Source organism: Alkalilimnicola ehrlichii MLHE-1 (assembly GCF_000014785.1).
Taxonomy (GTDB): domain Bacteria; phylum Pseudomonadota; class Gammaproteobacteria; order Nitrococcales; family Halorhodospiraceae; genus Alkalilimnicola; species Alkalilimnicola ehrlichii.
In genome coordinates this window covers 3,222,789-3,244,674 of sequence record NC_008340.1, presented here as the reverse complement: position 1 = coordinate 3,244,674, position 21,886 = coordinate 3,222,789, and the positions used below count along the sequence as shown (strand labels likewise).

The window sequence follows — 21,886 nt, the reverse complement described above, 5'->3', positions numbered from 1 at the left end:
AAAGGGGTTCACCACGCCAGCGTCAACAGATAAGGAGGCGCACTATGACAAGCCTGGGGACACACCTCCGCAAGGCGATCCCGGCATTGGGAATGGGCTGCATTCTGGCCTTTGCCGCCAGCACCGCCAGTGCGGAAGACGGTTTCTACAGCCAGTATGCCGACCGGTTCGAGCCACTGCCCGCGCTGCCGCCGATTCCGGCGGATAACTCCCTGACCAAGGAGAAGATCGAACTGGGCAAGATGCTCTTCTTCGAGCCGCGCATCTCGTCCAGCGGTGTTATCAGTTGTGCCACCTGTCACAACCCGGCGCTCGGCTGGGCCGACCGCATTCCGCGGGCGGTGGGTCACGAGGGCCAGGTAGGCGAGCGTAACACCCCCACGGTGCTCAACTCCGGCTTCTTCGAGGCCCAGTTCTGGGACGGCCGCGAGCCGGACCTGGAGGGTCAGGCCCTGGGGCCGATCGAGGCAGACATCGAGATGGCCATGGACCTGGACGCAGCCCTGGAGCGGCTCAAGGAGTTCGATGAGTACCAGGCGAAGTTCGCGGCGGCCTACCCGGGCGATGACCAGCCGATCAAAGCGGATAACGTCGCCAAGGCCCTGGCCAGCTTCCAGCGCACCCTGAATACCCCGAACTCGCCGTTCGATCGCTACCTGCGGGGTGACCTGGATGCGCTGACCGACCAGCAGAAGCGCGGTATGGCCGCCTTTGTGGACAACGGCTGTATCGCCTGCCACCGCGGGCCCGCGCTGACCGACAGCAACTTCCACCGCATTCAGGTGCCGGGCTCCACCGATGAGGGTCGTTACCTGGTCACCGGCGAGGAGGCCGACCGGTTTGCCTTCAAGACCCCAACCCTGCGCAATGTGGCGGTGACCTACCCCTACTTCAACAACGGTGGGGTGGAGACCTTGGAGGAGGCCACTCAGGTGATGGGCCGTGAGATGCTGAACCGCGAGTTCGACGACGAGACCGTCGCCGAGCTGGTGGCCTTCATGGAGTCCCTGACCGGTGAGATGCCGGACTTCCAGGTGCCGGCCCTGCCGTAAGCACCATGTGCCGCGCCCCGCGGGTGGGGCGCGGCAGTTTTCCACACCTGCCAGATTGACCGCCTTCCGGGCGACTGATATAACTATCAGCCGTTTATCCGTCGGCCACCGGCCTTCATGCAACAAGTATCAGAACCAATCCCAGGTTGAGTCCGCGCCTTGAGTCGTATCAGTGCGCACCAGCCCGGAGGCATCCAGAGGTGATCGGATCCATGAATAACCGGTTTATTGCGGCCGCTGCCGGCCTCATCCTGGCTGGCGTCAGCCTGCCTGCCCTTGCCGTTGATGGTGATATCGAGGCGGGCGAACGCAAGGCGGCGACCTGTGTCGCCTGTCATGGCGCCCAAGGCAATAGCAACAACCCCGCTTGGCCGTCGCTCGCCGGGCAGCCTGCCGACTATATCGTCTACCAGCTGCAGCTGTTCCGTGACGGTGATCGTCAGGATCCGCTGATGACCCCCCAGGCCGCGGGCCTCTCCGACGAGGACATCCGTGATCTGGCGGTCTACTACGAGGCCCAGGAGGCCGTGTTCCACGAGGCAGACGAGGAGCTGGTCGAGCGCGGGCGTGAGATCTACCGCGCCGGCATTCCCGGACAGGGTGTTGCCGCCTGCATGGCCTGCCACGGGCCGGCGGGTGAGGGCGTAAAGGGTGCCCAGTACCCCCGGGTTGCCGGGCAGCACGCCCAGTATATGCGCAAGGCCCTGCGGGAGTACCGCGATGAGGAGCGTGACTCCGATCCCAACCGCATGATGCGGGACATCGCCTCGCGCATGAGCGATGAGGACATCGAAGCTGTCACCGAATACATGACCGGGCTGCACCGCTGAGCGACGGGCGCGTGACCACCCGCCCGTCAGGTGGCGTCAATCCGGCCCCAAGGCGGGGGTCTATCTGAACCCGCGGGGGCTGCGGCCGGTCCGCCTCAGTGCCGAGGTCCGCACCAAGCATGTCCAGTAATAACGCCGCCGCTCCGCGTCGCGCCCACCGCAAGGGGCGCTCTGTCTCCGCGACCCTGCTCGATTTCCTGGGGTCTATGAACCTGGCGATCACCCTGTTGGTGGCGCTGGGTATCGGCTCGATCATTGGCACGGTACTGGTCCAGGAGCGCACCTGGTCCGAGCACATGATCGACTTCGGGCCGTTCTGGTTCGAGGTCTTCCGCCGGCTGGGGCTTTACGACGTCTACTCGGCCAGTTGGTACCTGGCCATCCTGGTCTTCCTGGTCATCACCACCAGCGTCTGTCTCTACCGCCACACCCCGAGTGTGGTGAAGGAGATGACCCGCTTCCGGGACCATCACCAGGAGGCCTCCCTGCGAGCGCTCAGCAACCGCCGGGAGTGGACCCTGGCGCTGGCGCCTGAGGGGGCTCGCGAGGCGGCTGCCCGCACCCTGAAGAACAAGGGATTCCGCTTCCGCGACAAGTCGGGCGGCGGGGGGCAGATGCTGCTGGCCGGCATGAAGGGGCGCAGCAATCGGCTGGGCTATATCTTCACCCACTTGGCTATCGTGGTCATTTGCGTGGGCGGGCTGATCGACGGTGATCTGCTCCTCAAGTGGAACGAGTGGCGCGGCAACCTGCAGATCGAGACCCGGGACGATATTCCCGTCTCCCAGATCGACGACAGCAAGAAACTGCCGGTGCGGCCGGGCTCCTTCCGTGGCACCACCAGCATTCCCGAGGGCCGCGCCGCCAATGTCACCTTCCTGCCCCTGCGCGACGGCTACGTGGTGCAGGAGCTGCCCTTCACCATCGTGGTGGAGGACTTCCGAATCCAGCATTATCCGAGCGGGCAGCCGCGCTCCTATGAGAGCGACCTGAAGATCATCGACCCGGAGCGGGATAAGACCTTCCATGAGACCATCCGGGTCAATGAGCCGCTGGAGTACCGCGGTTACTCCATCTACCAAGCCAGTTTCGGCGATGGCGGCTCCAGGCTGGATCTGCGGATCTGGCCCCTTGCGGGCGATTCCGAGGCCCCGGAGGAGCTCGAGGCGAGGGTCTTCTCCGAGGCGCGGGTCGGGGTCGCGGGGCAGGAGTACACCCTGCAGTTCCGCGACTTTGAACTGACCAATGTCCGGCCGGACGAGCTGCAGGAGTCAGGCCGGCGCCAGCGGAACGTGGGGCCGAGTTTCTCTTACGCCTTACGCACCCGCGACGGCCGGACGCTGGAGTTCGAGAACTACATGCTCCCCATCACCATTGATGGGCGCCATTACTATCTCAGCGGCATGCGGCCCTCCGCCAATCAGCCGTTCCGCTACCTGCATATCCCGGCAGGGCCGGACGGCGGCCTGGACCGCTTCATGACCTTCCTGGGCAATTTGCGCCAGTCCGAGCCGCGTCGGGAGGCCGCTACCGCGGCCGCCCGCTATGTGCTGCTGGAGCTGGGCATGGTGGATGAGCGCGAGCAGGCGCGGCAGCTTGCCGGGCAGATGGCCATGTCGGCTGAGCAGATGATTCGCCAGCTCCTGCAGGAGGGGTTCGAGGCGGTCAGCGAGGGGATAGAGGCCCGGGTGATGGCCGGCTCCAACGACCCGGAACAGCAGGCGCTGCTCCGGGACTTTTCCCACATGCTGTTGGAGCGGACCCTGACCAATGCCTATCATGACGCCGTGGCCCGAGAGCAGGGGGTGCAATCGGTCAGCGATCTGGGCGGATTGAGCGAGGACGATCGGCTCTTCTACGAGGAGGCCCTCGCGGCGCTGTCGGCCCTCCCAGCCTACGGCACACCGATCTTCCTGGAACTTACCGGGTTTGAGCAGATCCAATCGACAGGGCTGATGATCGGACGGGCACCCGGTGCCGGGATCGTCTATTTTGGGAGTGCCATGTTGGTGCTGGGGCTGTTCCTGATGTTCTATATCCCCCACCGGCGGGTCTGGGCGCTGGTGACGCGGGACGGGCGTGAGGGTCAGACGCGCATCCTGCTGGCCGGGGTGGGGCAGCGCGACCCCAAGGCCTTTGGCCGGGAATTCGATAAGCTGGCGCACGAACTGGACCTGCGCTTGAGACTGGCGGCGTCCGAGGGCAGCGAGGAGGGTAAGACCTGATGTCCACCACCCGGGAGAAACTGGCCGACGAGCTGAAACAACACGAGCGCGGGGCCTATCTGCGCAGTCTGACCCCCTTCGACTGGATCTGGGCACTGGCCTGTGTCGGCGGTGGGCTGGCTGCCTACCTGCAGTACGCCGAGCACATGAATTATTACGAGGAGATCATCCTCGCGCTCACCGTTGCCTGGCTGATCCCCCAGGGCTGGCACTGGAAGCAGGCCCGGCCCTTCGTGCTCATTGTCGGCGCGCTGGCGGTGCTGGCGGTCAATATCTACCCTGATCTGAACGCCGCGCAGGAGAGCTTCCTGCTCAACTACCTGCTCTCCAGTCAGGCGGCCATCATGTGGATGTGCGTCTTCTTCCTGGGCGCCACGGTCCTCTATTTTGCCGATCTGGCCTTCAGCCGCGGCGGCGACCGGGCCTTTGTCGGCCGGGTGGCCACCGCCTTTACCTGGCTGGGGGCCGGCGCCGGCCTGCTGGGGCTGCTGGTGCGCTGGTGGGAGACCTACCTCCACGGCCCGGGCATGGGCTACTTCCCGGTCAGCAACCTCTACGAGGTCTTCGTGCTGCTGGCCTTCACCACGGCCCTGATCTACCTCTACTACGAGCGTCGCTACCAGACCGGCGCCCTGGGCGGCTTCGTGATGCTGGTGGTCTCCGCCAGTATCGGCTTCCTGCTCTGGTACCACTTTGGCCAGGAGGCGCATCACATCGAGCCGCTGGTGCCGGCGCTGCAGAGCTGGTGGATGAAAATCCATGTGCCCACCAATTTCGTCGCCTATGGGGCCTTCGGGGTGGCCGCCATGGTGGGTGTTGCCTACCTGATCCGGGCGCGTGCCCATCCCGACAGCCGCGCGGCCAAACGCCTGCCCGGCTTTGATCAGATGGACGACCTGATGTACAAGTCCATCGCCCTGGGCTTCGCCTTCTTCACCATCGCCACCATCCTCGGTGCCCTCTGGGCCGCGGAGGCGTGGGGGGGCTACTGGAGCTGGGACCCGAAAGAGACGTGGTCGCTGATTGTCTGGCTCAATTACGCCGCCTGGCTGCATATGCGTTTCACCAAGGGCTGGCGGGGCACCCCGATGGCCTGGTGGGCGCTGCTGGGTCTGCTGGTCACCACCTTCTGCTTCCTTGGGGTGAACATCTTCCTGTCCGGGTTGCACTCCTACGGTGAGCTGTAAATCATGAAACCGATGCGACTGCTGAGCGCGCTGTTCCTGGCCCTGCTGGCCCTGCCGGCGCTGGCGGCGGACTTCGAAGCCGGCCGGGACTACCACGTCTTCGACGAACCGCGCCGGACCACCAGCGGTGATCAGGTCGAGGTCACCGAGTTCTTCGCCTATAGTTGCCCGGCTTGCCGTCGGTTCAACGGGCCCCTCCATGACTGGTACCAGCAAACCGAAAGGGACGTGAGCCTGGTGCGGGTGCCCATCCCCCTGCGCCCCCAGGACCAGGCCCATGTGCGGGCCTATTTCACCGCCCAGGCGTTGGGTGTGGTGGATGAGGTGCACGACGACATCTATGTGGCGCTGCACGACCAGGGCCGCGCCCTGGTCAGTCAGGGCGAGGTGCGTGACTTCTTTGCCGAGCGCGGGGTGAGCCCCGAGGCCTTCGACGAGGCGTGGGACTCCCGCGCGGTTCAGACCCGGACCCGGCGGGCCATGGCGCTGGCGCGGGACTACCAGGTGCGCAGCACGCCCACGGTGGCGGTGGACGGCCGCTACCGGATCACCGGCGGCCAGGCCGGCTCTCAGGCCCGGATGATTGAGGCCATTGAGTACCTGGCGGGCGAGCGCGAAGCGGCGCGGGCGGCGGAGTAGGGGGCCGATGATCGGACTCGCCCATCGTACCCCCGAGGGCGCCTACACCGCCCTGGATCCGGTTATCGAGCGGGAGCCGCCGCGCCAGCTGCGGGTGATGAGCTACAACATCCAGAGCGGGCTGGAGACCCGCCGTTACCACCACTACGTTACCCGCGGCTGGCAGCACTTCTGGCCCTCGTCCAGCCGCGAGGGCAACCTGGACCGCATGGGCCACATGCTCCATCAGTATGACCTGGTGGGCCTGCAGGAGGTGGACGCGGGCAGCTTCCGGACCGGCTATGTCAATCAGGTGGAGTATCTGGCGCGCCGGGGCACCTTCCCCTACTGGTACTACCAGACCAATCGCAACCTGGGCCGACTGGCCCAGCACAGCAACGGGCTGTTGACCCGGTACCGCCCCGCCTCCATCGATGAGCATGCACTGCCGGGCCGGGTCCCGGGCCGGGGCGCGTTGCACCTGCGCTTCGGCGGCGCCGGTGAGGCGCTGAATGTCATCATCGTGCACCTGGCCCTGTCGCGGCGGGCCCGCGCGACCCAGCTCGCCTACCTGGCCGACCTGATCAACGAGCACCGGCATGTGATCGTGATGGGGGACTTCAACTGCCACTCCCGCAGCCCGGAGTTCACCACCCTGGTCGATCGCACCGAGCTACTGGAGCCGGTGCACGACCTGCACACCTTCCCGTCCTGGAAGCCACAGCGCAACATCGACCATATCCTGCTGTCCTCGTCGCTGGAGGTGGGGCATGTGCGGGTACTGGACTATCCGTTGTCGGACCACCTGCCGATCACCATGGACATCAGTCTGCCCGAAGGGATAGAACTGGTCGGCTGAGGCGGGGACCAGCCAACAAGGAACGGGCCGAGGGCCTTGCCCTGGCCTGGGGGGGATCATGGCACGCAGTCAACGCACGTCCATCCATGGACAATGGGGCTCGCGCTGGGCCTTTATACTCGCCGCCACCGGCTCCGCCGTGGGGCTGGGCAATATTTGGCGTTTCCCCTACGTGGTGGGGGAGAGCGGTGGCGGTGCCTTCGTGGTGGTCTACCTGTTATTCGTGCTCGGCGTCGGTATCCCGGTGATGATGGGGGAGATCCTGCTCGGCCGCCACGGTCGGCAGAGCCCTATCAATACTCTGAGCACCCTCTGCCGCGAGTACGGTACTCAGCGGGCCTGGGTCTTGCTTGGCTGGATGGGGGTACTGGCGGGGTTCATCATCCTCTCCTTCTACAGCGTCGTGGCCGGCTGGTCGTTGGCCTACGTGCCGATGACTGCCGGCGGCGCCTTCCTCGACGCCGGCGCCGACCGGGTCGGTGAACTCTTTGCGGGCCTGTTGGACCGACCGTTGGAGCTGGTGCTCTGGCACAGCGTGTTCATGGCCCTGTGCTTTGCGGTGGTTTCGCGGGGCGTGCGCAGCGGCCTGGAGAAGGCGGTGCGCTTCCTCATGCCGGCGCTCTTCCTGCTGCTGATTCTCCTGGTGGGTTACGGCATGGGCGCCGGGGCCTTTGCTGAGGCCATGCGCTACCTCTTTTTGCCCGATCTGGGTGAGCTGCTGGCCGGCGGTGAGGCCGGGTCGCTGGGTGCGCTGATGCTGGGCGCGGTGGGGCAGGCCTTCTTCACCCTGAGTCTGGGGATGGGGGCGATCATGGTCTATGGCTCCTATTTGTCGTCGCGCTCGTCCATCCCTCAGAACTCGGTGATCATCGCCGGTGCGGACACCGCCATCGCCCTGATCGCCGGGCTCGCGGTCTTCCCCATCGTCTTCGCCGTCGGTCTGGAGCCCGACTCCGGCGCGGGGCTGGTTTTCATCACTCTGTCCGCCGGTTTCGGCCAGATGCCGGCCGGCGCGCTGTTCGGGACCCTGTTCTTCGTCCTGTTGAGCTTTGCCGCCTGGACCTCCGCCATCTCCATCATGGAACCGGCGACTGCCTACCTGGTGGAGAACCGCGGCTGGAGTCGGCGCCGGGCGGCGGCGGTGGTCGCCCTGGCCGCCTGGGCCATGGGCATCCTCTCGGCCCTGTCGCTGAACGTGATGAGTGGCTTTTCCATCGCCGGTATGGGGTTCATGGACCTGATGGAATTCCTCACCTTCGCCATCATGCTGCCGCTGGGCGGGTTGCTGGTGGCGCTCTATGTGGGCTGGGTGCTGCCCCGCCGGGTGGCGGAGGCGGAGCTGCAACTCAGTCACCCGATGTTCAGTGCCTGGCTGACCCTGATCCGCTGGCTCGTGCCGCTGGCGATCGTGCTGGTCTTTCTCAATGCGCTGGGGGTCTTCTAACGGCCCGCGCCGGCCACCGGCCCTGGGGTGTCAGCGTGCCGGACCGTGGTGATATACGTTAAGCTTGCGGCACATCATTAATCGGGCCAGCTCATGAGTACGTCAGCCATCCAGCGAATCGTGGTGGGCATGACCGGCGGTATCGCCGCCTACAAGACACCGGACCTGGTGCGGCGGCTGCGCGAGCGCGGGCTCGAGGTCCGCGTGGTGATGACGGAGGGGGCCCAGGGCTTCGTTACCCCGCTCACGCTGCAGGCGGTCTCCGGCCACCGGGTGGCCACCGAGCTGCTGGACGCCGAGGCCGAGGCGGCCATGGGCCACATCGAACTCGCCCGCTGGGCCGACCAGATTCTGGTGGCCCCGGCCAGCGCCAATTTTCTCGCCCGCCTCGCCTCCGGTTTTGCCGATGACCTGCTCACCACCCTGTGCCTGGCCACCGAGGCGCCCATTGCGGTGGCCCCGGCCATGAACCAAGTGATGTGGCGCGCGCCGGCCACCCGTGCCAATTGTGAACGCCTGACTGCCCGGGGCGTGCGCCTGCTGGGCCCGGGCGAGGGCGACCAGGCCTGCGGCGAGACCGGCGCCGGGCGCATGCTGGAGCCTTTGGAACTGGTCGAGGCCCTGCTGGGCGATGCCGCCGGGCCGGGCCCGGGCGTCCTGTCCGGGCGGACCGTGCTGATCACCTCCGGGCCGACCCGCGAGGCCCTGGATCCGGTCCGTTACCTCACCAACCACAGCTCCGGGAAGATGGGGCACGCCCTGGCCGCCGCCGCCCGCGATGCCGGGGCGCGGGTGCTCTTGATCAGCGGTCCCACTGAGCTGCCGGCGCCGCATGGGGTCGAGACCGTCGCCGTGGAGAGTGCCCGGGACATGCACCGGGCGGTCATGGATCGGGTCGCCGGCGCCGATATCTTCATTGCCGCGGCGGCGGTGGCCGACTACCGCCCGGAGCAGAGCGCCGGCAGCAAGATCAAAAAAACCGACAGCGAGACGGCCCTGCGTCTGGTACCCAACCCCGATATCCTGCGCGAGGTGGCGGCCCTAGAGCAGTACCGTCCCTTCACGGTGGGCTTCGCTGCTGAGACCGACGCGCTGGAGGCCCACGCCCGGGGCAAGCTGGCCCGCAAAGGGCTGGATATGATCGCCGCCAACTGGGTGGGGGCGGACCGGGGGTTTCATACCGACGACAACGCCCTGGAGGTCTACTGGCCCGGGGGCGGCCATACCAGCCTGGCCCGTGCCGACAAGCCGGCATTGGCCCGTCAACTCATTAACCTGATCACCGAGCGCTATCACCATGCCGCAACCCGTGGAACTGAAGATTCTCGATCCCCGTCTGGGCAGTGAATGGCCCCTGCCTGCGTACGCCACCGACGGCTCGGCCGGAGTGGACCTGCGCGCCTGCCTGGATGCCCCGCTGACCCTGGCGCCGGGGCAGACCGAACTGCTGCCCAGTGGCATGGCGGTGCACATGGCGGACGCCGGCATGGCCGCGACCGTACTGCCCCGCTCCGGACTGGGCCACAAGCACGGCATCGTGCTGGGCAATCTGGTGGGCCTGATCGACTCCGACTATCAGGGGCAGATCCTGATCTCCTGCTGGAACCGGGGGATCGAGCCCTTCGTGATCAATCCGGGCGAGCGGGTGGCGCAGCTGGTCTTCGTGCCGGTGCTGCGGCCGCGCTTTCAGGTGGTGGACGAGTTCACGCCTAGCACCCGGGGTGAGGGGGGCTTTGGCCATACCGGCCGGCACTGACTTCATCCGGCCTTGCGGTTGTGGGGGGCGATCACCGGGCCGGCCGACTTTGCGCACCGAGCAACGCAGCAAAAAATCGGATGAAGCGCGTGCCTGTTTGAGCGAAGCGAGTTCACGCGCGCCGATTTTTTGTGAGTAGCGCAGGGTACCCCGAAGGGGTGCGCAACTGGAGGCCGGCCCGATGATCGCCCCCCACAACCGCAAGGCAGGGCCCTGTGAAGGCGTTATAACCGAACAAGCCAGAGGACGGAAAGGACCATGAGTGAGAAGAAGGACCAGGCCCCGGGCCTGCCGGACAGCATCTTCCGCACCTACGACATCCGCGGCATCGTCACCCAGGGCTTCAATGCCGACGTGGCCCGGCTGTTGGGCCGGGCCATCGGCAGCGAGGCCGCCGACCAGGGCCAGCGGCGCGTTATCGTGGCCCGCGATGGCCGTCACTCCAGCCCGGAGCTGGTGGCGGGCCTGACCGAGGGGCTGCAACAGGTCGGGCGGGACGTCATCGACCTGGGCTGCGTCCCCACGCCGCTGATGTACTTCGCCACCCACCACCTGGGCACCGGCGCCGGGGTGATGGTCACCGGCAGCCATAATCCGCCGGAGTATAACGGCATGAAGATCATGGCCGGCGGCCGGACCCTCTCCGGGGACGACATCCAGGACCTGCGGCGGCGGGTGCATGAGGGTGACTACGCCCGTGCTGATGCCCCCGGTACCCGCGAGACGTACGACATCGTCCCGGACTATCTGGCGCGGGTGACCGGTGACGTGCGGCCCGATCGTCCGCTCAAGGTGGTCCTGGATGCGGGCAACGGCGTCGCCGGGGCAGTGGCCCCGGCGCTGTTCCGGGCGCTGGGTTGCGAGGTGGAGGCGCTTTACTGCGAGGTGGACGGGTCCTTCCCCAACCACCACCCGGACCCGGCGGAGCCGAAGAATGTCGCCGAGCTGATCGACCGGGTGCGGGCCGGTGGCGCTGACGTCGGCCTGGCCTTTGACGGCGACGGTGACCGCCTGGGGGTGGTGGACAACGAGGGCCGGATCATCTGGCCGGACCGCCAGCTAATGCTCTACGCTCAGGATGTGCTCTCCCGCCGGCCCGGTGAGCCGGTGATCTTCGATGTGAAGTGCTCAGCGCATCTGGCCCGGGTGATCCGCGAGGCGGGGGGCGAGCCCTGCATGTGGAAAACGGGGCACTCGCTGATCAAGGCCAAGCTCAAGGAGACGGGCGCACCCCTGGCCGGTGAGATGAGCGGCCACATCTTCTTCGAGGAGCGCTGGTACGGCTTCGACGACGCCCTCTACACCGGCGCCCGTCTGCTGGAGATCCTGGCCCGCCGGGCAGGCAGCAGCGCCGAGGTCTTCGCCGCCCTGCCCGACGCGGTGAGCACCCCGGAGTTGCGGGTGAACCTGGAGGAGGGGGAGCCGACGCCGCTTATGGAGCGCCTGCTGGCGGCCGGCCGCGAGCGGTTCACCGATGCCACACTGCACACCATCGACGGCCTGCGGGTGGAGTTCCCCGACGGCTGGGGCCTGATCCGCAGCTCCAACACCACGCCGAGCCTGGTGCTGCGCTTCGAGGCCGACGACGAGGCCGCGCTGGAGCGGATCAAGGCGGCGTTCCGCGCCCTGCTGGAGAGCATCCGGCCGGGGCTGTCGCTGCCTTTCTAAACTTCCGGTGGGGCACTGCGCTGGGGCTATCCCAGCGGCAACCCCACCGCAAGCCTTAAAGCCCCGCCGCCTTTCAAAAAAACCCCGGCCCGCCAAGCAGCGGACCGGGGCCACACAGGAAGGGGATCAACCCCTTTGAGTCACCTGTGTTGCTTCAGGACACCTTCGGGTCGAGCTCGCCGCTGGCGTAGCGCTCCACCATGTCCATCAGACCAATGGGCTTGATCTTGGAAGCCTGACCGGCACTGCCGAAAGCCTCGTAGCGGGCCTTGCAGATGTCCTTCATGGCTTCCGTGGCCGCCTTCAGGAACTTGCGCGGATCGAAGTTGGACGGGTTCTCCGCCAGATGCCGGCGCACCGCACCGGTGGCGGCGAGACGCAGATCCGTGTCCACATTCACCTTACGCACCCCGTGGCGGATCCCCTCCTGGATCTCCTCCACCGGCACCCCATAGGTCTCCGGCATCTCCCCGCCGAACTGGTTGATGATCTCCAACCACTCCTGCGGCACCGAGGAAGAGCCGTGCATCACCAAGTGGGTGTCCGGGATGCGCGCATGGATCTCCTTGATCCGCTCAATCGCCAGAATATCCCCTGTCGGCGGACGGGTGAACTTGTACGCGCCGTGGCTGGTGCCGATCGCGATCGCCAACGCATCCACGTGGGTCTCGCGCACGAACTGCGCCGCCTCCTCCGGATCGGTCAGCATCATCTCCTTGGACAGCTTGCCTTCGGCACCGGAGCCGTCCTCCTCGCCGGCCTCGCCCGTCTCCAACGAGCCCAGACAGCCCAGCTCGCCCTCCACCGAGACCCCGCCGGCATGGGCAATCTCCGAGACCGTACGGGTCACCCGGGCGTTGTACTCATAGTCCGAGGGGGTCTTCATGTCCTCGCGCAGGGAGCCGTCCATCATCACCGAGGTGAAGCCGCTCTGGATCGAGCGCAGGCACACCGCCGGCGAAGCGCCATGGTCCTGGTGGATGCACAGCGGGATATCCGGGTACTGCTCCACCGCCGCATGCATCATGTGGCGGAAAAAGGGCTCGCCGGCGTACTTACGCGCCCCGGCGGAACTCTGCAGGATCACCGGGCTGTCCGTCTCCCGGGCCGCCTCCATGATGGCGTGAAATTGCTCCATATTGTTGGCGTTGAATGCCGGCATGCCGTAGCCGTGCTCGGCGGCATGGTCCAGCAACTGTCGCAGCGTGATGAGCGCCATGGTTTTCCTCCGTTACCAAGAATAGCGGCCTGCACCTCAGGCCGGGATACCGGGTTTCACGCCGGCCCCAAAAAAGGGACCGGCCAGGTTTCCGTCGTTGCCTAATGCCCCGTGCCGTTCAACAGGTCACCCACCTTCACCACCTTCATGGTGTTGGTGCCACCGGCCACCCCCATCCGACTGCCGAAGGTCAGCACCAGGTGGTCCTCCTCCGTCACCAGCCGCTTCTCCCGCAGCGTCTGGACCAGGCGCTGGCGCACGCTGTCGGCATCGCCCTGGGTCGGGTCGAAGGCGATGGGGTAGACCCCGCGGTAGAGGGTGACCCGGCCCTGGGTCTCCGGGTGCCGGGTCAAGGCATAGATCGGGATGCCGGAGCGGATACGGGACATCCAGAGTGCGGTGGTGCCCGATTCGGTGAGGGCGATGATCGCCTTCACCGGCAGGTGGTTGGCGGTGTACATGGCCGCCATGGCCACCGCCTCCTCGGAGCTGCCGAAGCGGCACTCCAACCGGTGGCCGGACTCGGTGGCGGCCCGGCTCTTCTCCGCCTCCCGGCAGACCCGGTCCATGGCCGCCACCGCCGCGTCGGGATATTCACCGGCCGCGGTCTCCGCCGAGAGCATCACCGCATCGGTGCCGTCAAGGACGGCGTTGGCCACGTCGAAGACCTCGGCGCGCGTGGGCAGCGGGCTCTCGATCATGGACTCCATCATCTGGGTCGCCGTGATCACCACCCGGTTCAGGTCGCGGGCCTGGTGGATCAGTTGTTTCTGGACCTGCGGCAGCGCGGCATCGCCGATCTCCACGCCCAGGTCGCCGCGGGCCACCATGATGGCGTCGGCAGCCTGGATGATCTCGGTCTGGCAATCCAGCGCCTCGGCGCGCTCGATCTTGGCGATGATCCCGGCGTTGCCACCGGCGGCCTGCAGCAGTTCACGGGCCCGCTCCACATCCGCCGCCTCGCGCACGAACGAGACCGCCAGATAGTCGGCCCCCAGTTCCACCGCGGTACGGATATCCGCCTCGTCCTTGTCGGTCAGCGCCTCCGCGGAGAGGCCGCCGCCGAGGCGGTTCAGCCCCTTGCGGTTGGACAACCGGCCGCCGGTGGCGACCCGGCAGTGGATGGCCGTGTCGCTGACCGACTCCACCTTGAGCAGTACCCGGCCGTCGTCCAGAAGCAGGACGTCGCCCGGCTCCACATCCCGGACCAGCTGGGGATAGGCCACCCCGACGCGCTCCGTGTCACCGGCATCCTTATCCAAAGCGGTGTCGAGGGTGAATGGTGCGTCCTCCTCGAGGTCCACCGCGCCGTTACGGAAGCCCTCGATGCGGATCTTCGGACCTTGCAGGTCGGCCAGCACCCCGACCTCACGGCCGGCCTCCCGGGCCGCCTGACGGACAGCCTCCACCCGCCGGCGGTGATCGTCCACCGTGCCGTGGGAGAAGTTGATGCGGACCAGGTCGATCCCGGCCTTCACCAGCCGGGTGGCCATCTGCGGGCCGTCGGAGGCTGGCCCGAGGGTGGCGATGATCTTGGTGCGGCGGGGCAGGGGCATCGTCGCTACTCCCGGCCCGGGGCAGTCGCCCGGGCCTGATTGACGGAGGTGATGGCGGGCGCCTCAGTCACTGGCGCGGGCCTCAAGCATGGCCACGGCCGGCAGGGTCTTGCCCTCCAGGAACTCCAGGAAGGCGCCGCCGCCGGTGGAGATGTAGGAGATCCGGTCGGCCAGCCCGTACTTTTCCACCGCGGCCACTGTGTCACCGCCGCCGGCGATGGAGAAGCCGTCGCTCTCGGCGATGGCCTCCCCCAGCTTGCGGGTACCCTCGCCGAACTGATCGAATTCGAACACCCCCACCGGGCCGTTCCAGACGATAGTGCCCGCCTCGCGCATCATCCCGGCGTAGCGCTGGGCGGTCTCGGGGCCGATGTCGAAGATCATGTCCTCGTCGTCCACCTCGTCCACCCGCTTGACCACCGCCTGGGTGTCGGCGCTGAACTCGCGGCCCACCACCACATCGGTGGGGACGGGGATCTCGCCGCCGTTGGCACGGGCGGTGTCCATCAGCTGGCGGGCCTTATCCACCAGGTCCGCCTCGTACAGGGACTTGCCCACCGGGTGGCCGGCCGCGGCGATAAAGGTGTTGGCGATGCCGCCCCCGACAATCAGCTGATCCACCTTCTCGGACAGGGTCTCCAGCACGTCGAGCTTGGTGGAGACCTTGGAGCCGCCGACGATGGCGGTCATCGGCCGGGCCGGGGCCTCCAGCGCCTTGCCCAGGGCCTCGAGCTCGGCCGCCAGCAGTGGGCCCGCGCAGGCCACCGGGGCGTACTGCCCAACGCCGTGGGTGGAGGCCTGGGCACGGTGGGCGGTGCCGAAGGCATCCATGACATAGACGTCGCAGAGGGCCGCCATCCGTTTCGCCAGGGCCTCGTCGTTGGCCTTTTCGCCGACGTTGAAGCGGACGTTCTCGCACAGCACCGCCTGGCCCTCGGCGACCTCCACGCCGTCCAGCCAGTCCTCTGCCAGCGGTACCTCCTGACCCAACAGTGTGGCCAGGTGCTCGGCGACCGGCCGCAGCGAGGCGGCCGGGTCGGGCTCGCCCTCCTTGGGGCGGCCTAGGTGCGAGAGCAGCATCACCCGGGCACCCGACTCCAGGGCGTGACGGATGGTGGGCAGCGAGGCGCGGATGCGGGTATCGTCGGCGACCTTGCCCTCCTTCAGGGGGACATTGAGGTCCTCGCGGATCAGGACGCGCTTACCCTTCAGGTCGAGGTCGGTCATCTTAATGACGGCCATGGTGTCTCCTTGTGCTCCGTTGATTCAGATCCGGTATTTCCAGGAGCTGTAAGTGTCCTGTCACGGCGTCCGGCGCGCAAGCCGCGCCCGAATCGGGTGCCGAAACCGCGGGTTACAGGGTCTCCGTGGCCTGGACCACGGCGTCCACGGTCAGCCCGAAGTGCTCGTAGAGCGCCGGTGCCGGTGCCGACTCGCCGAAGGTGTCGATGCCGATCACCCGGCCGCGGTCGCCCAGCAGCGCCTGCCAGGGCATCGGGTGGGCCGCCTCCATGGCGATCACCGGCACCCCCGCCGGCAGCACCGCCTCGCGGTAGTCGGCCGGCTGCGACTGGAACACCTCCAGACAGGGCATGGACACCACCCGCACCCGCCGGCCCCGGTCGGCCAGCCGCTCGGCCGCCTCCACCATGATCGCCACCTCACTGCCGGTGGCCATCAGGATCAGCTCCGCCTCACCCTGCTTGGGCTCGGCCAGCACATAACCGCCGCGCCGAATCAACGCCACCTGCTCGTCGGTGCGCTGCTGCGCCACCAGCCCCTGGCGCGAGAGCGCCAGCAGACTCGGCCCGTCACGGCGCTCCAGCGCCGCCTGCCACGCCGCCTGGGTCTCAATGGCATCGCACGGGCGCCAGACATCCAGCCCCGGGATCATGCGCAGACTCCCCAGATGCTCCACCGGCTGGTGGGTCGGGCCATCCTCGCCCAGACCGATAGAGTCGTGGGTGTGGACAAAGATCTGCTGGATGCCCATCAGCGCCGCCATGCGGATGGCGTTGCGCGCGTAATCGGAGAACACCAGAAAGGTGCCGGTGTAGGGGATGAACCCGCCGTGCAGCGCCAGCCCGTTGGCAATGGCGCTCATGCCGAACTCACGCACCCCGTAGTGGAGGTAATTGCCATCGGCGTCGGCCTTCGCCCCGCCGATCACCGCGCAGTCTTCCCACTTGGTGTTGTTGGAGCCGGACAGGTCCGCCGAGCCGCCGAGCAGCTCCGGCAGGTACGGCCCCAGCCGGTTGAGCGCCTGCTCCGAGGCCTTGCGCGTGGCCACCTTGGCCGACTCGTCCACCGCCTCGGCCAGCGCCTCCTCGGCGTGCTGGGCAAACCGCTCGGGCAGCTCGCCCTTCATCCGCCGCTCAAACTCCGCCGCCATCTCCGGGTGCGCCTTGCGGTAAGCGGCCAGCCGCTCGTGCCAGGCCGCCTCCAACTGCTTGCCGCGCGCCCGCGCATCCCACCCGCTGTAGATCTCGCGCGGGATCTCAAACGGCCCGTGCTCCCACTTCAGGAACTCGCGCGTGGCCTGGATCTCCTCATCGCCCAGCGGCGCACCGTGCACCCCGTGGGTGCCACAGACGTTGGGCGCGCCAAAGCCGATCACCGTCTTGCAGCAGATCAGGCTCGGCCGGTCGGTCACCGCCCGCGCCTCATCAATGGCGCGCTTGATCGCCTCCGCATCGTGCCCGTCCACCTCGCGCACCACATGCCAGCCGTAAGCCTCAAACCGGCCCGGCGTATCGTCGGTGAACCAGCCCTCCACCTTGCCGTCAATGGAGATGCCGTTGTCGTCGTAGAAACCGATCAGCTTGCCCAGCTTCCATGTGCCGGCCAGCGAGCAGGCCTCGTGACTCACCCCCTCCATCAGACAGCCATCGCCCAGGAAGCAGTAGGTCCAGTGATCCACCAGCTCGTGGCCCGGGCGGTTGAACTGCGCGGCCAGGGTGCGCTCGGCCAGCGCCAGCCCCACCGCGTTGGCCAGCCCCTGGCCCAGCGGCCCGGTGGTGGTCTCCACCCCCGCGGTGTAGCCGTACTCCGGGTGACCGGGGGTCCTGGAGTGCAGTTGGCGGAAGGCCTTCAGATCGTCAATGCCCAGCTCATAGCCCGACAGGTGCAGCAGGCTGTAAAGCAGCATCGAGCCGTGACCGTTGGAGAGCACAAACCGGTCCCGGTCCCACCAGTGGGGGTTGGCCGGGTTGTGGCGCAGATAGTCGTTCCACAGCACTTCGGCGATGTCCGCCATGCCCATGGGCGCGCCCGGGTGACCGGAATGGGCGCGCTGGACCGCGTCCATGGACAGGGCTCGGATGGCGTTGGCCAGATCTCGGCGTGTGGGCATGAGGGTGATCTCCCTGGGCTGGGGACGGGGCGCACGCGGTTGGCGCGCCCCGTCGGTCATGTGGCGACGGCTGGCGCAGACGCCATGCCGTCTGGTGTAAGAAACCGGCGGGCTGTCAACCCCGCCGGAAAGGGCTTCACGAGGGAAAGAAGCCCGTCACCCGACTCGGTGAGCAACGGACCGTGGCCGCTCCGACGGGCGGTCTGCACGGGCCGAGTGCTGTTCATTGAGGTGGCGCGCGAAGCGGAAAAGCCACTGTTGCGCCAGGAAAGACTGCGGGCATGGCGGTTGGGTCATGCTCGGCTCTCCTCCTGCTTGTTCAGCCGGCGACCCTCTTGGCGGGGTCTGGCCGGTCTTCGGCGATTCGTGTAATCGGTTCGCCTTTCGTGTTGCATACATAGTGGCAAAGGCGGGTGGCCATGAAAATTCAGGCCTTTTTATGGATGGCATAAGCCCGCCTTTGCCAACGGTCAGCGTGGTGTCAGCCGGCCTGGGCCATGGCCAGGGCGGTATCCAGCATGCGGTTGGAGAAGCCCCACTCGTTGTCGTACCAGGCCGTGACCTTCACCAGGTTGCCGTTGACCTTGGTCAGGCTGGCATCGTAGGTGCTGGAGGCCGGGTCGTGGTTGAAGTCGATGGAGACCAGCGGGGCGTCGTTGTAGGCGAGGATGCCCTTCAGCGGCCCCTCGGCGGCACCACGCACGATCTGGTTGATCTCCTCCACCGAGGTCTCGCGGGCGGCGGTGAAGGTCAGGTCCACGATGGAGACGTTCACCGTGGGCACGCGGATCGCATAGCCGTCCAGCTTGCCGTTCAGCTCCGGCAGTACCAGGCCGACGGCAGCGGCGGCGCCGGTGCTGGTCGGGATCTGGCTCATGGTGGCGGAACGGGCCCGGCGCAGGTCCTTATGGTGGACGTCGTTGAGGACCTGGTCGTTGGTGTAGGCGTGAATGGTGGTCATCAGGCCACGCTCCACACCGATAGCCTCGTGCAGCGGCTTGACCAGCGGGGCCAGGCAGTTGGTGGTGCAGGAGGCGTTGGAGACCACGGTGTGCTCGGGCGTGAGGGTGTCGTGGTTGACGCCGAAGACCACGGTGTTGTCCACGTCCTTACCGCCGGGGGCGGAAATCAGCACCTTCTTGGCGCCGGCCTGCAGGTGGGCGCTGGCCTTCTCCCGGGTGGTGAACAGCCCGGTGCACTCCATCACCAGGTCCACGCCCAGCTCGCCCCAGGGCAGCCGGGCCGGATCCCGCTCCGCGAGCACCCGCACCCGGTCACCATTGACGATCATGCTGTCGCCCTCCACCTGCACCTCGCCGTTGAAGCGGCCGTGAACGCTGTCGAAGCGGGTGAGGTGGGCATTGGTCTCGGCGTTGCCCAGGTCGTTGATGGCCACCACCTGGATCTCGTCCGTGCGGCCGGCTTCGTAAAGGGCGCGGAGCACGTTGCGGCCAATGCGCCCGTAACCGTTGATTGCAACTTTGATCGCCATTGTTGTCTTCCCCCTGGCTTATGGTTTCTGTTTCGCCGTGGCGGCGACCGCCGCACGGGTGTTGTGGTTGGTCGTCATGCTGACAAAACCAACACGCTGAAGGAAATTAAGGCTTGCTGATGAAAGCATAAGCCTTTCTAGGGCGTGCAGGTGCAGCATTGTCGCGGCCGGGCGGGTTGGCACCCGGCCGGCCGCGGTCGCTGGTGGAGTAAGGCGGGTCAGCGGGTGAGGCTGGCGAACAGGGTGGGCAGCTTCTCAGGCAGCCGCTGGGGGTGGTCCAGCACGGTATAGCCGCGGGGGCCGAAGAGCTGCTGGACGTACTGATCCGCGCCCGGGTCCAGGGTCAGGCAGTGGGCGTGAACGCCACGGGCCTGGAGCGCCTCCACCGCCTTGCGGGTGTCCTGGCGCAGGTACTGCGGGTCCGGCGCGTCGATGTCGGAGGGGGCACCGTCAGAGAGCAGCAGGATCAGTCGGTGGCGCTCCGGGCGGCGGGTCATATAGTGCCCGGCGTGACGTAATGCCGCACCCATGCGGGTGGAGAGCCCCGCCTCCAGACCCGCCACCCGAGCTTGGGCGGCATCGTCCCAGGGCTGGTCGAAGTCCTTGAAGCGGTGGTAGTGGACATCGTGCCGGGTCTCCGAGGCGAATCCGTGCACGGCGAAGGGGTCGCCGATGCTGTCGGCCGCCCAGGCCAGCAGCGTGGTGGCCTCGCGGGTGAGCTGGATGAGCGGGCGGTCGGAGCCGGGCAGGGTGTCATTGGCCGATTCCGACAGGTCGAGCAGCAGCAGGACCGCCAGGTCCCGCTCCTGGCGGTGGTAGCGGATGCTCACCCGGTGGTCGGGCGTGTGGCCGGTTTTCTGGTCGATGCGGGCGCGGATGGCGGCGTCCAGGTCGATCTCGTCGCCATCCTCCTGCCGGCGCTCGCGCACCAGCCCCTGGGGGATCAGGCTGTCGATCACCCGCTGCAGCCGTCGGGCCACGGGGCGGTATTCGTCCATGATTGCCTTGAGGTCGTCCGGGTCACCGGCCGGCTGGCGGCGTTCCATAAGCGTGACCCAGTCGGGCCGGTGCAGTTGCGCCTTGTAGTCCCACTCCTGGTAATGGAAGGGGGGACTGGTGGCGGGCTTGCCCTCCAGCTCATTGATACTGACCCCCTCCGGATCGCCGTCGCGGTAGAACTCGGTGTCGAGGATCCAGATCTCCTGGGCATCGTCCCCGGCCAGCTCGCAGTCCAGTTCATTGACCATCTCGATGACGCTAGGCCGGCGCCGTACCTGGGCCTCCTTGGCGGGCGCCTGCCGCGCCAGTTCGGCCTCCTCCGGCTCGGCCCAGAGGTAGCGGTTGTCGTCGCGGTAGGCCAGCGGCAGGGTTTCCAGGCGGCTCAGGGGCGGCAGCGGGCCGGCGTCCTGAAGGTGGCCAATGAGGTCGAGGCCGAGCTCCGCGGACAGCTCCCAGCCGTGGTCGCCGGCCTGGATGCGCTGGTGGAAGCGGCCGGCCAGTTGCGCTACAACCGGGTGGTCGTCCTGCCACTGGGGGTCGAGCAGCGCGAGGGCGAGCCGCTGGAGCAGCGCCAGGGTGGGGTCCTCGGCGCGGGGGGCCTCGCTGAGCAGCCGGCGCCAGAGGGGGAAGAGGCCGGGAAAGGTGGCCACGCTTAGGGCCTCTACCCGGGCATCTTCGATCAGGGCCATCAGGTAACGCTGGGCGGGGCTCAGCGCCTCGGCCTGCATCGGCGCGCCCTCGCCGAAGCCGATGTGGGCGGCGGCGTGGGCGCACTGGGCGCGGTAGACCTCCAGGCCGCGGACACTGCCCACATCGTCCATGGCGTCGGGCAGGTGCAGGGTGCCAGCCTCGATGAAGGGGCGGGCCTCGGGGCTGCCCGGTTCGGCGGCGTTGGGGCGCAGGAAGAAGTCGCGGCCCCAAAGGGCGCGCAAATAGAAGCCCAGCCGGCGCTGGACGTCCACGAAGAGCACGCCGCGGCGCTCCTGTTGCAGGACCTGCTGACTGTCGGCCGATTCCAGCGCGAAGTAGGCGGCCAGGCGGTCGTAGTCCCGGGCGTAGGCCTGCACGCCCCAGAGTGCCCAGCGGCGAAGACCGCTGAGGGTGAGCACGGCCAGCAGCTGGTCGAGGTGGGTGAACAGCGGGCGCAGGGCGCGCGGGGCGCGGCCGGAGAGTTGGTGGATCAGGGCCAGGTATTGGCGCAGCAGGTCGTCGTCGCCCAGCCGTCGGGCGGCGGTGGGCAGGCTGTCGAAGAGTAGGCCGACGACTTCGCCGCTGACCATGGAGGCCAGTTTGAGCGCGGCGCTGGCGGTGTCGGGGACGATGGCCTCGCCGGCCTCGCGCGCCACCGGGGGCATGGCCTCGAGCCAAGTGATGACGATCTCGTGGCCGCGGCCCAGGCGGTTCAGGGCCAGGGCGGCCTCCAGATAACGGGCCTGGGTGTCGGCGGACATCACCCGGGTTGCTTCGGCGAGGCAGGCGTCGAGCACCTCGGCCACCTCGCGGTGGGTGCCGCGCAGTTCATCCGCCAAGGCTTGGATTTCGGCGTTCATGACGGCCTCCTGGGGCTGGGTGGGTTGGGCCCGGCAGAGACCGCGTGCCATTCCACGGCGCCGGCCCTAATCCGTAACT

General features: G+C 67.6%; 16 protein-coding genes. 10 read left to right on the top strand and 6 right to left on the bottom strand.

The features are described from left to right. Positions 1-92 precede the first annotated feature (92 nt). The 10 genes from MLG_RS14430 (at position 93) to MLG_RS14385 (ending at position 11,639) form a co-directional block, all read left to right on the top strand. Positions 93-1,052 carry a cytochrome-c peroxidase gene (locus MLG_RS14430; RefSeq protein WP_156774763.1) on the top strand — a complete coding sequence of 320 codons (960 nt, stop codon included), beginning with the start codon at positions 93-95 and terminating at the stop codon, positions 1,050-1,052. A gap of 212 nt (positions 1,053-1,264) precedes the next feature. Further along, on the top strand, positions 1,265-1,882 hold the full coding sequence (locus tag MLG_RS14425) for a c-type cytochrome (RefSeq protein WP_011630586.1): 618 nt from the start codon (positions 1,265-1,267) through the stop codon (positions 1,880-1,882). Positions 1,883-2,001: 119 nt separating this feature from the next. Continuing rightward, positions 2,002-4,107 (top strand): cytochrome c biogenesis protein ResB, encoded by a 2,106-nt coding sequence (locus MLG_RS14420; RefSeq protein ID WP_011630585.1) that lies wholly within the window; start codon positions 2,002-2,004, stop codon positions 4,105-4,107. Continuing rightward, positions 4,107-5,294 (top strand): c-type cytochrome biogenesis protein CcsB, encoded by a 1,188-nt coding sequence (gene ccsB / locus MLG_RS14415; protein ID WP_011630584.1) that lies wholly within the window; start codon positions 4,107-4,109, stop codon positions 5,292-5,294. Before MLG_RS14420 ends, ccsB begins: the two co-directional genes overlap by 1 nt. 3 nt (positions 5,295-5,297) lie before the next feature. Further along, the gene (locus MLG_RS14410; RefSeq protein WP_011630583.1) at positions 5,298-5,933 is read left to right on the top strand and encodes a thiol:disulfide interchange protein DsbA/DsbL; all 636 of its coding nucleotides are present in this window, start codon (positions 5,298-5,300) and stop codon (positions 5,931-5,933) included. Between the two features lie 7 nt (positions 5,934-5,940). Continuing rightward, positions 5,941-6,771, top strand: a complete 831-nt coding sequence (locus tag MLG_RS14405) for an endonuclease/exonuclease/phosphatase family protein (RefSeq protein WP_011630582.1) — start codon at positions 5,941-5,943, stop codon at positions 6,769-6,771. Positions 6,772-6,829: 58 nt separating this feature from the next. Further along, on the top strand, positions 6,830-8,215 hold the full coding sequence (locus MLG_RS14400) for a sodium-dependent transporter (RefSeq protein WP_011630581.1): 1,386 nt from the start codon (positions 6,830-6,832) through the stop codon (positions 8,213-8,215). A gap of 93 nt (positions 8,216-8,308) precedes the next feature. Beyond that, positions 8,309-9,562: a bifunctional phosphopantothenoylcysteine decarboxylase/phosphopantothenate--cysteine ligase CoaBC gene (gene coaBC / locus MLG_RS14395; protein WP_011630580.1), complete on the top strand. Its 1,254-nt coding sequence runs from the start codon at positions 8,309-8,311 to the stop codon at positions 9,560-9,562. Further along, positions 9,513-9,971 (top strand): dUTP diphosphatase, encoded by a 459-nt coding sequence (gene dut, locus MLG_RS14390; RefSeq protein ID WP_041718096.1) that lies wholly within the window; start codon positions 9,513-9,515, stop codon positions 9,969-9,971. Before coaBC ends, dut begins: the two co-directional genes overlap by 50 nt. 258 nt (positions 9,972-10,229) lie before the next feature. Continuing rightward, positions 10,230-11,639: a phosphomannomutase/phosphoglucomutase gene (locus MLG_RS14385; protein ID WP_011630578.1), complete on the top strand. Its 1,410-nt coding sequence runs from the start codon at positions 10,230-10,232 to the stop codon at positions 11,637-11,639. Between the two features lie 154 nt (positions 11,640-11,793). Here MLG_RS14385 and fba read toward each other — a convergent pair whose 3' ends face one another. The 6 genes from fba to MLG_RS14355 all read right to left on the bottom strand — a co-directional run bounded on the left by fba (position 11,794) and on the right by MLG_RS14355 (position 21,807). Continuing rightward, positions 11,794-12,858, bottom strand: coding sequence for a class II fructose-bisphosphate aldolase (gene fba, locus MLG_RS14380; RefSeq protein ID WP_011630577.1), 1,065 nt, complete (start codon positions 12,856-12,858; stop codon positions 11,794-11,796). 101 nt (positions 12,859-12,959) lie between these two features. Then, positions 12,960-14,414, bottom strand: a complete 1,455-nt coding sequence (pyk, locus tag MLG_RS14375; protein ID WP_011630576.1) for a pyruvate kinase — start codon at positions 14,412-14,414, stop codon at positions 12,960-12,962. A gap of 63 nt (positions 14,415-14,477) precedes the next feature. Further along, positions 14,478-15,656, bottom strand: coding sequence for a phosphoglycerate kinase (locus tag MLG_RS14370; RefSeq protein WP_011630575.1), 1,179 nt, complete (start codon positions 15,654-15,656; stop codon positions 14,478-14,480). Positions 15,657-15,768: 112 nt separating this feature from the next. Further along, on the bottom strand, positions 15,769-17,766 hold the full coding sequence (gene tkt, locus MLG_RS14365; protein ID WP_011630574.1) for a transketolase: 1,998 nt from the start codon (positions 17,764-17,766) through the stop codon (positions 15,769-15,771). Positions 17,767-18,247: 481 nt separating this feature from the next. Next, the gene (gene gap / locus MLG_RS14360) at positions 18,248-19,258 is read right to left on the bottom strand and encodes a type I glyceraldehyde-3-phosphate dehydrogenase (protein WP_011630573.1); all 1,011 of its coding nucleotides are present in this window, start codon (positions 19,256-19,258) and stop codon (positions 18,248-18,250) included. A 218-nt stretch (positions 19,259-19,476) separates the two neighbouring features. Continuing rightward, the gene (locus MLG_RS14355) at positions 19,477-21,807 is read right to left on the bottom strand and encodes a hypothetical protein (protein ID WP_049753619.1); all 2,331 of its coding nucleotides are present in this window, start codon (positions 21,805-21,807) and stop codon (positions 19,477-19,479) included. Positions 21,808-21,886: the final 79 nt, after the last annotated feature.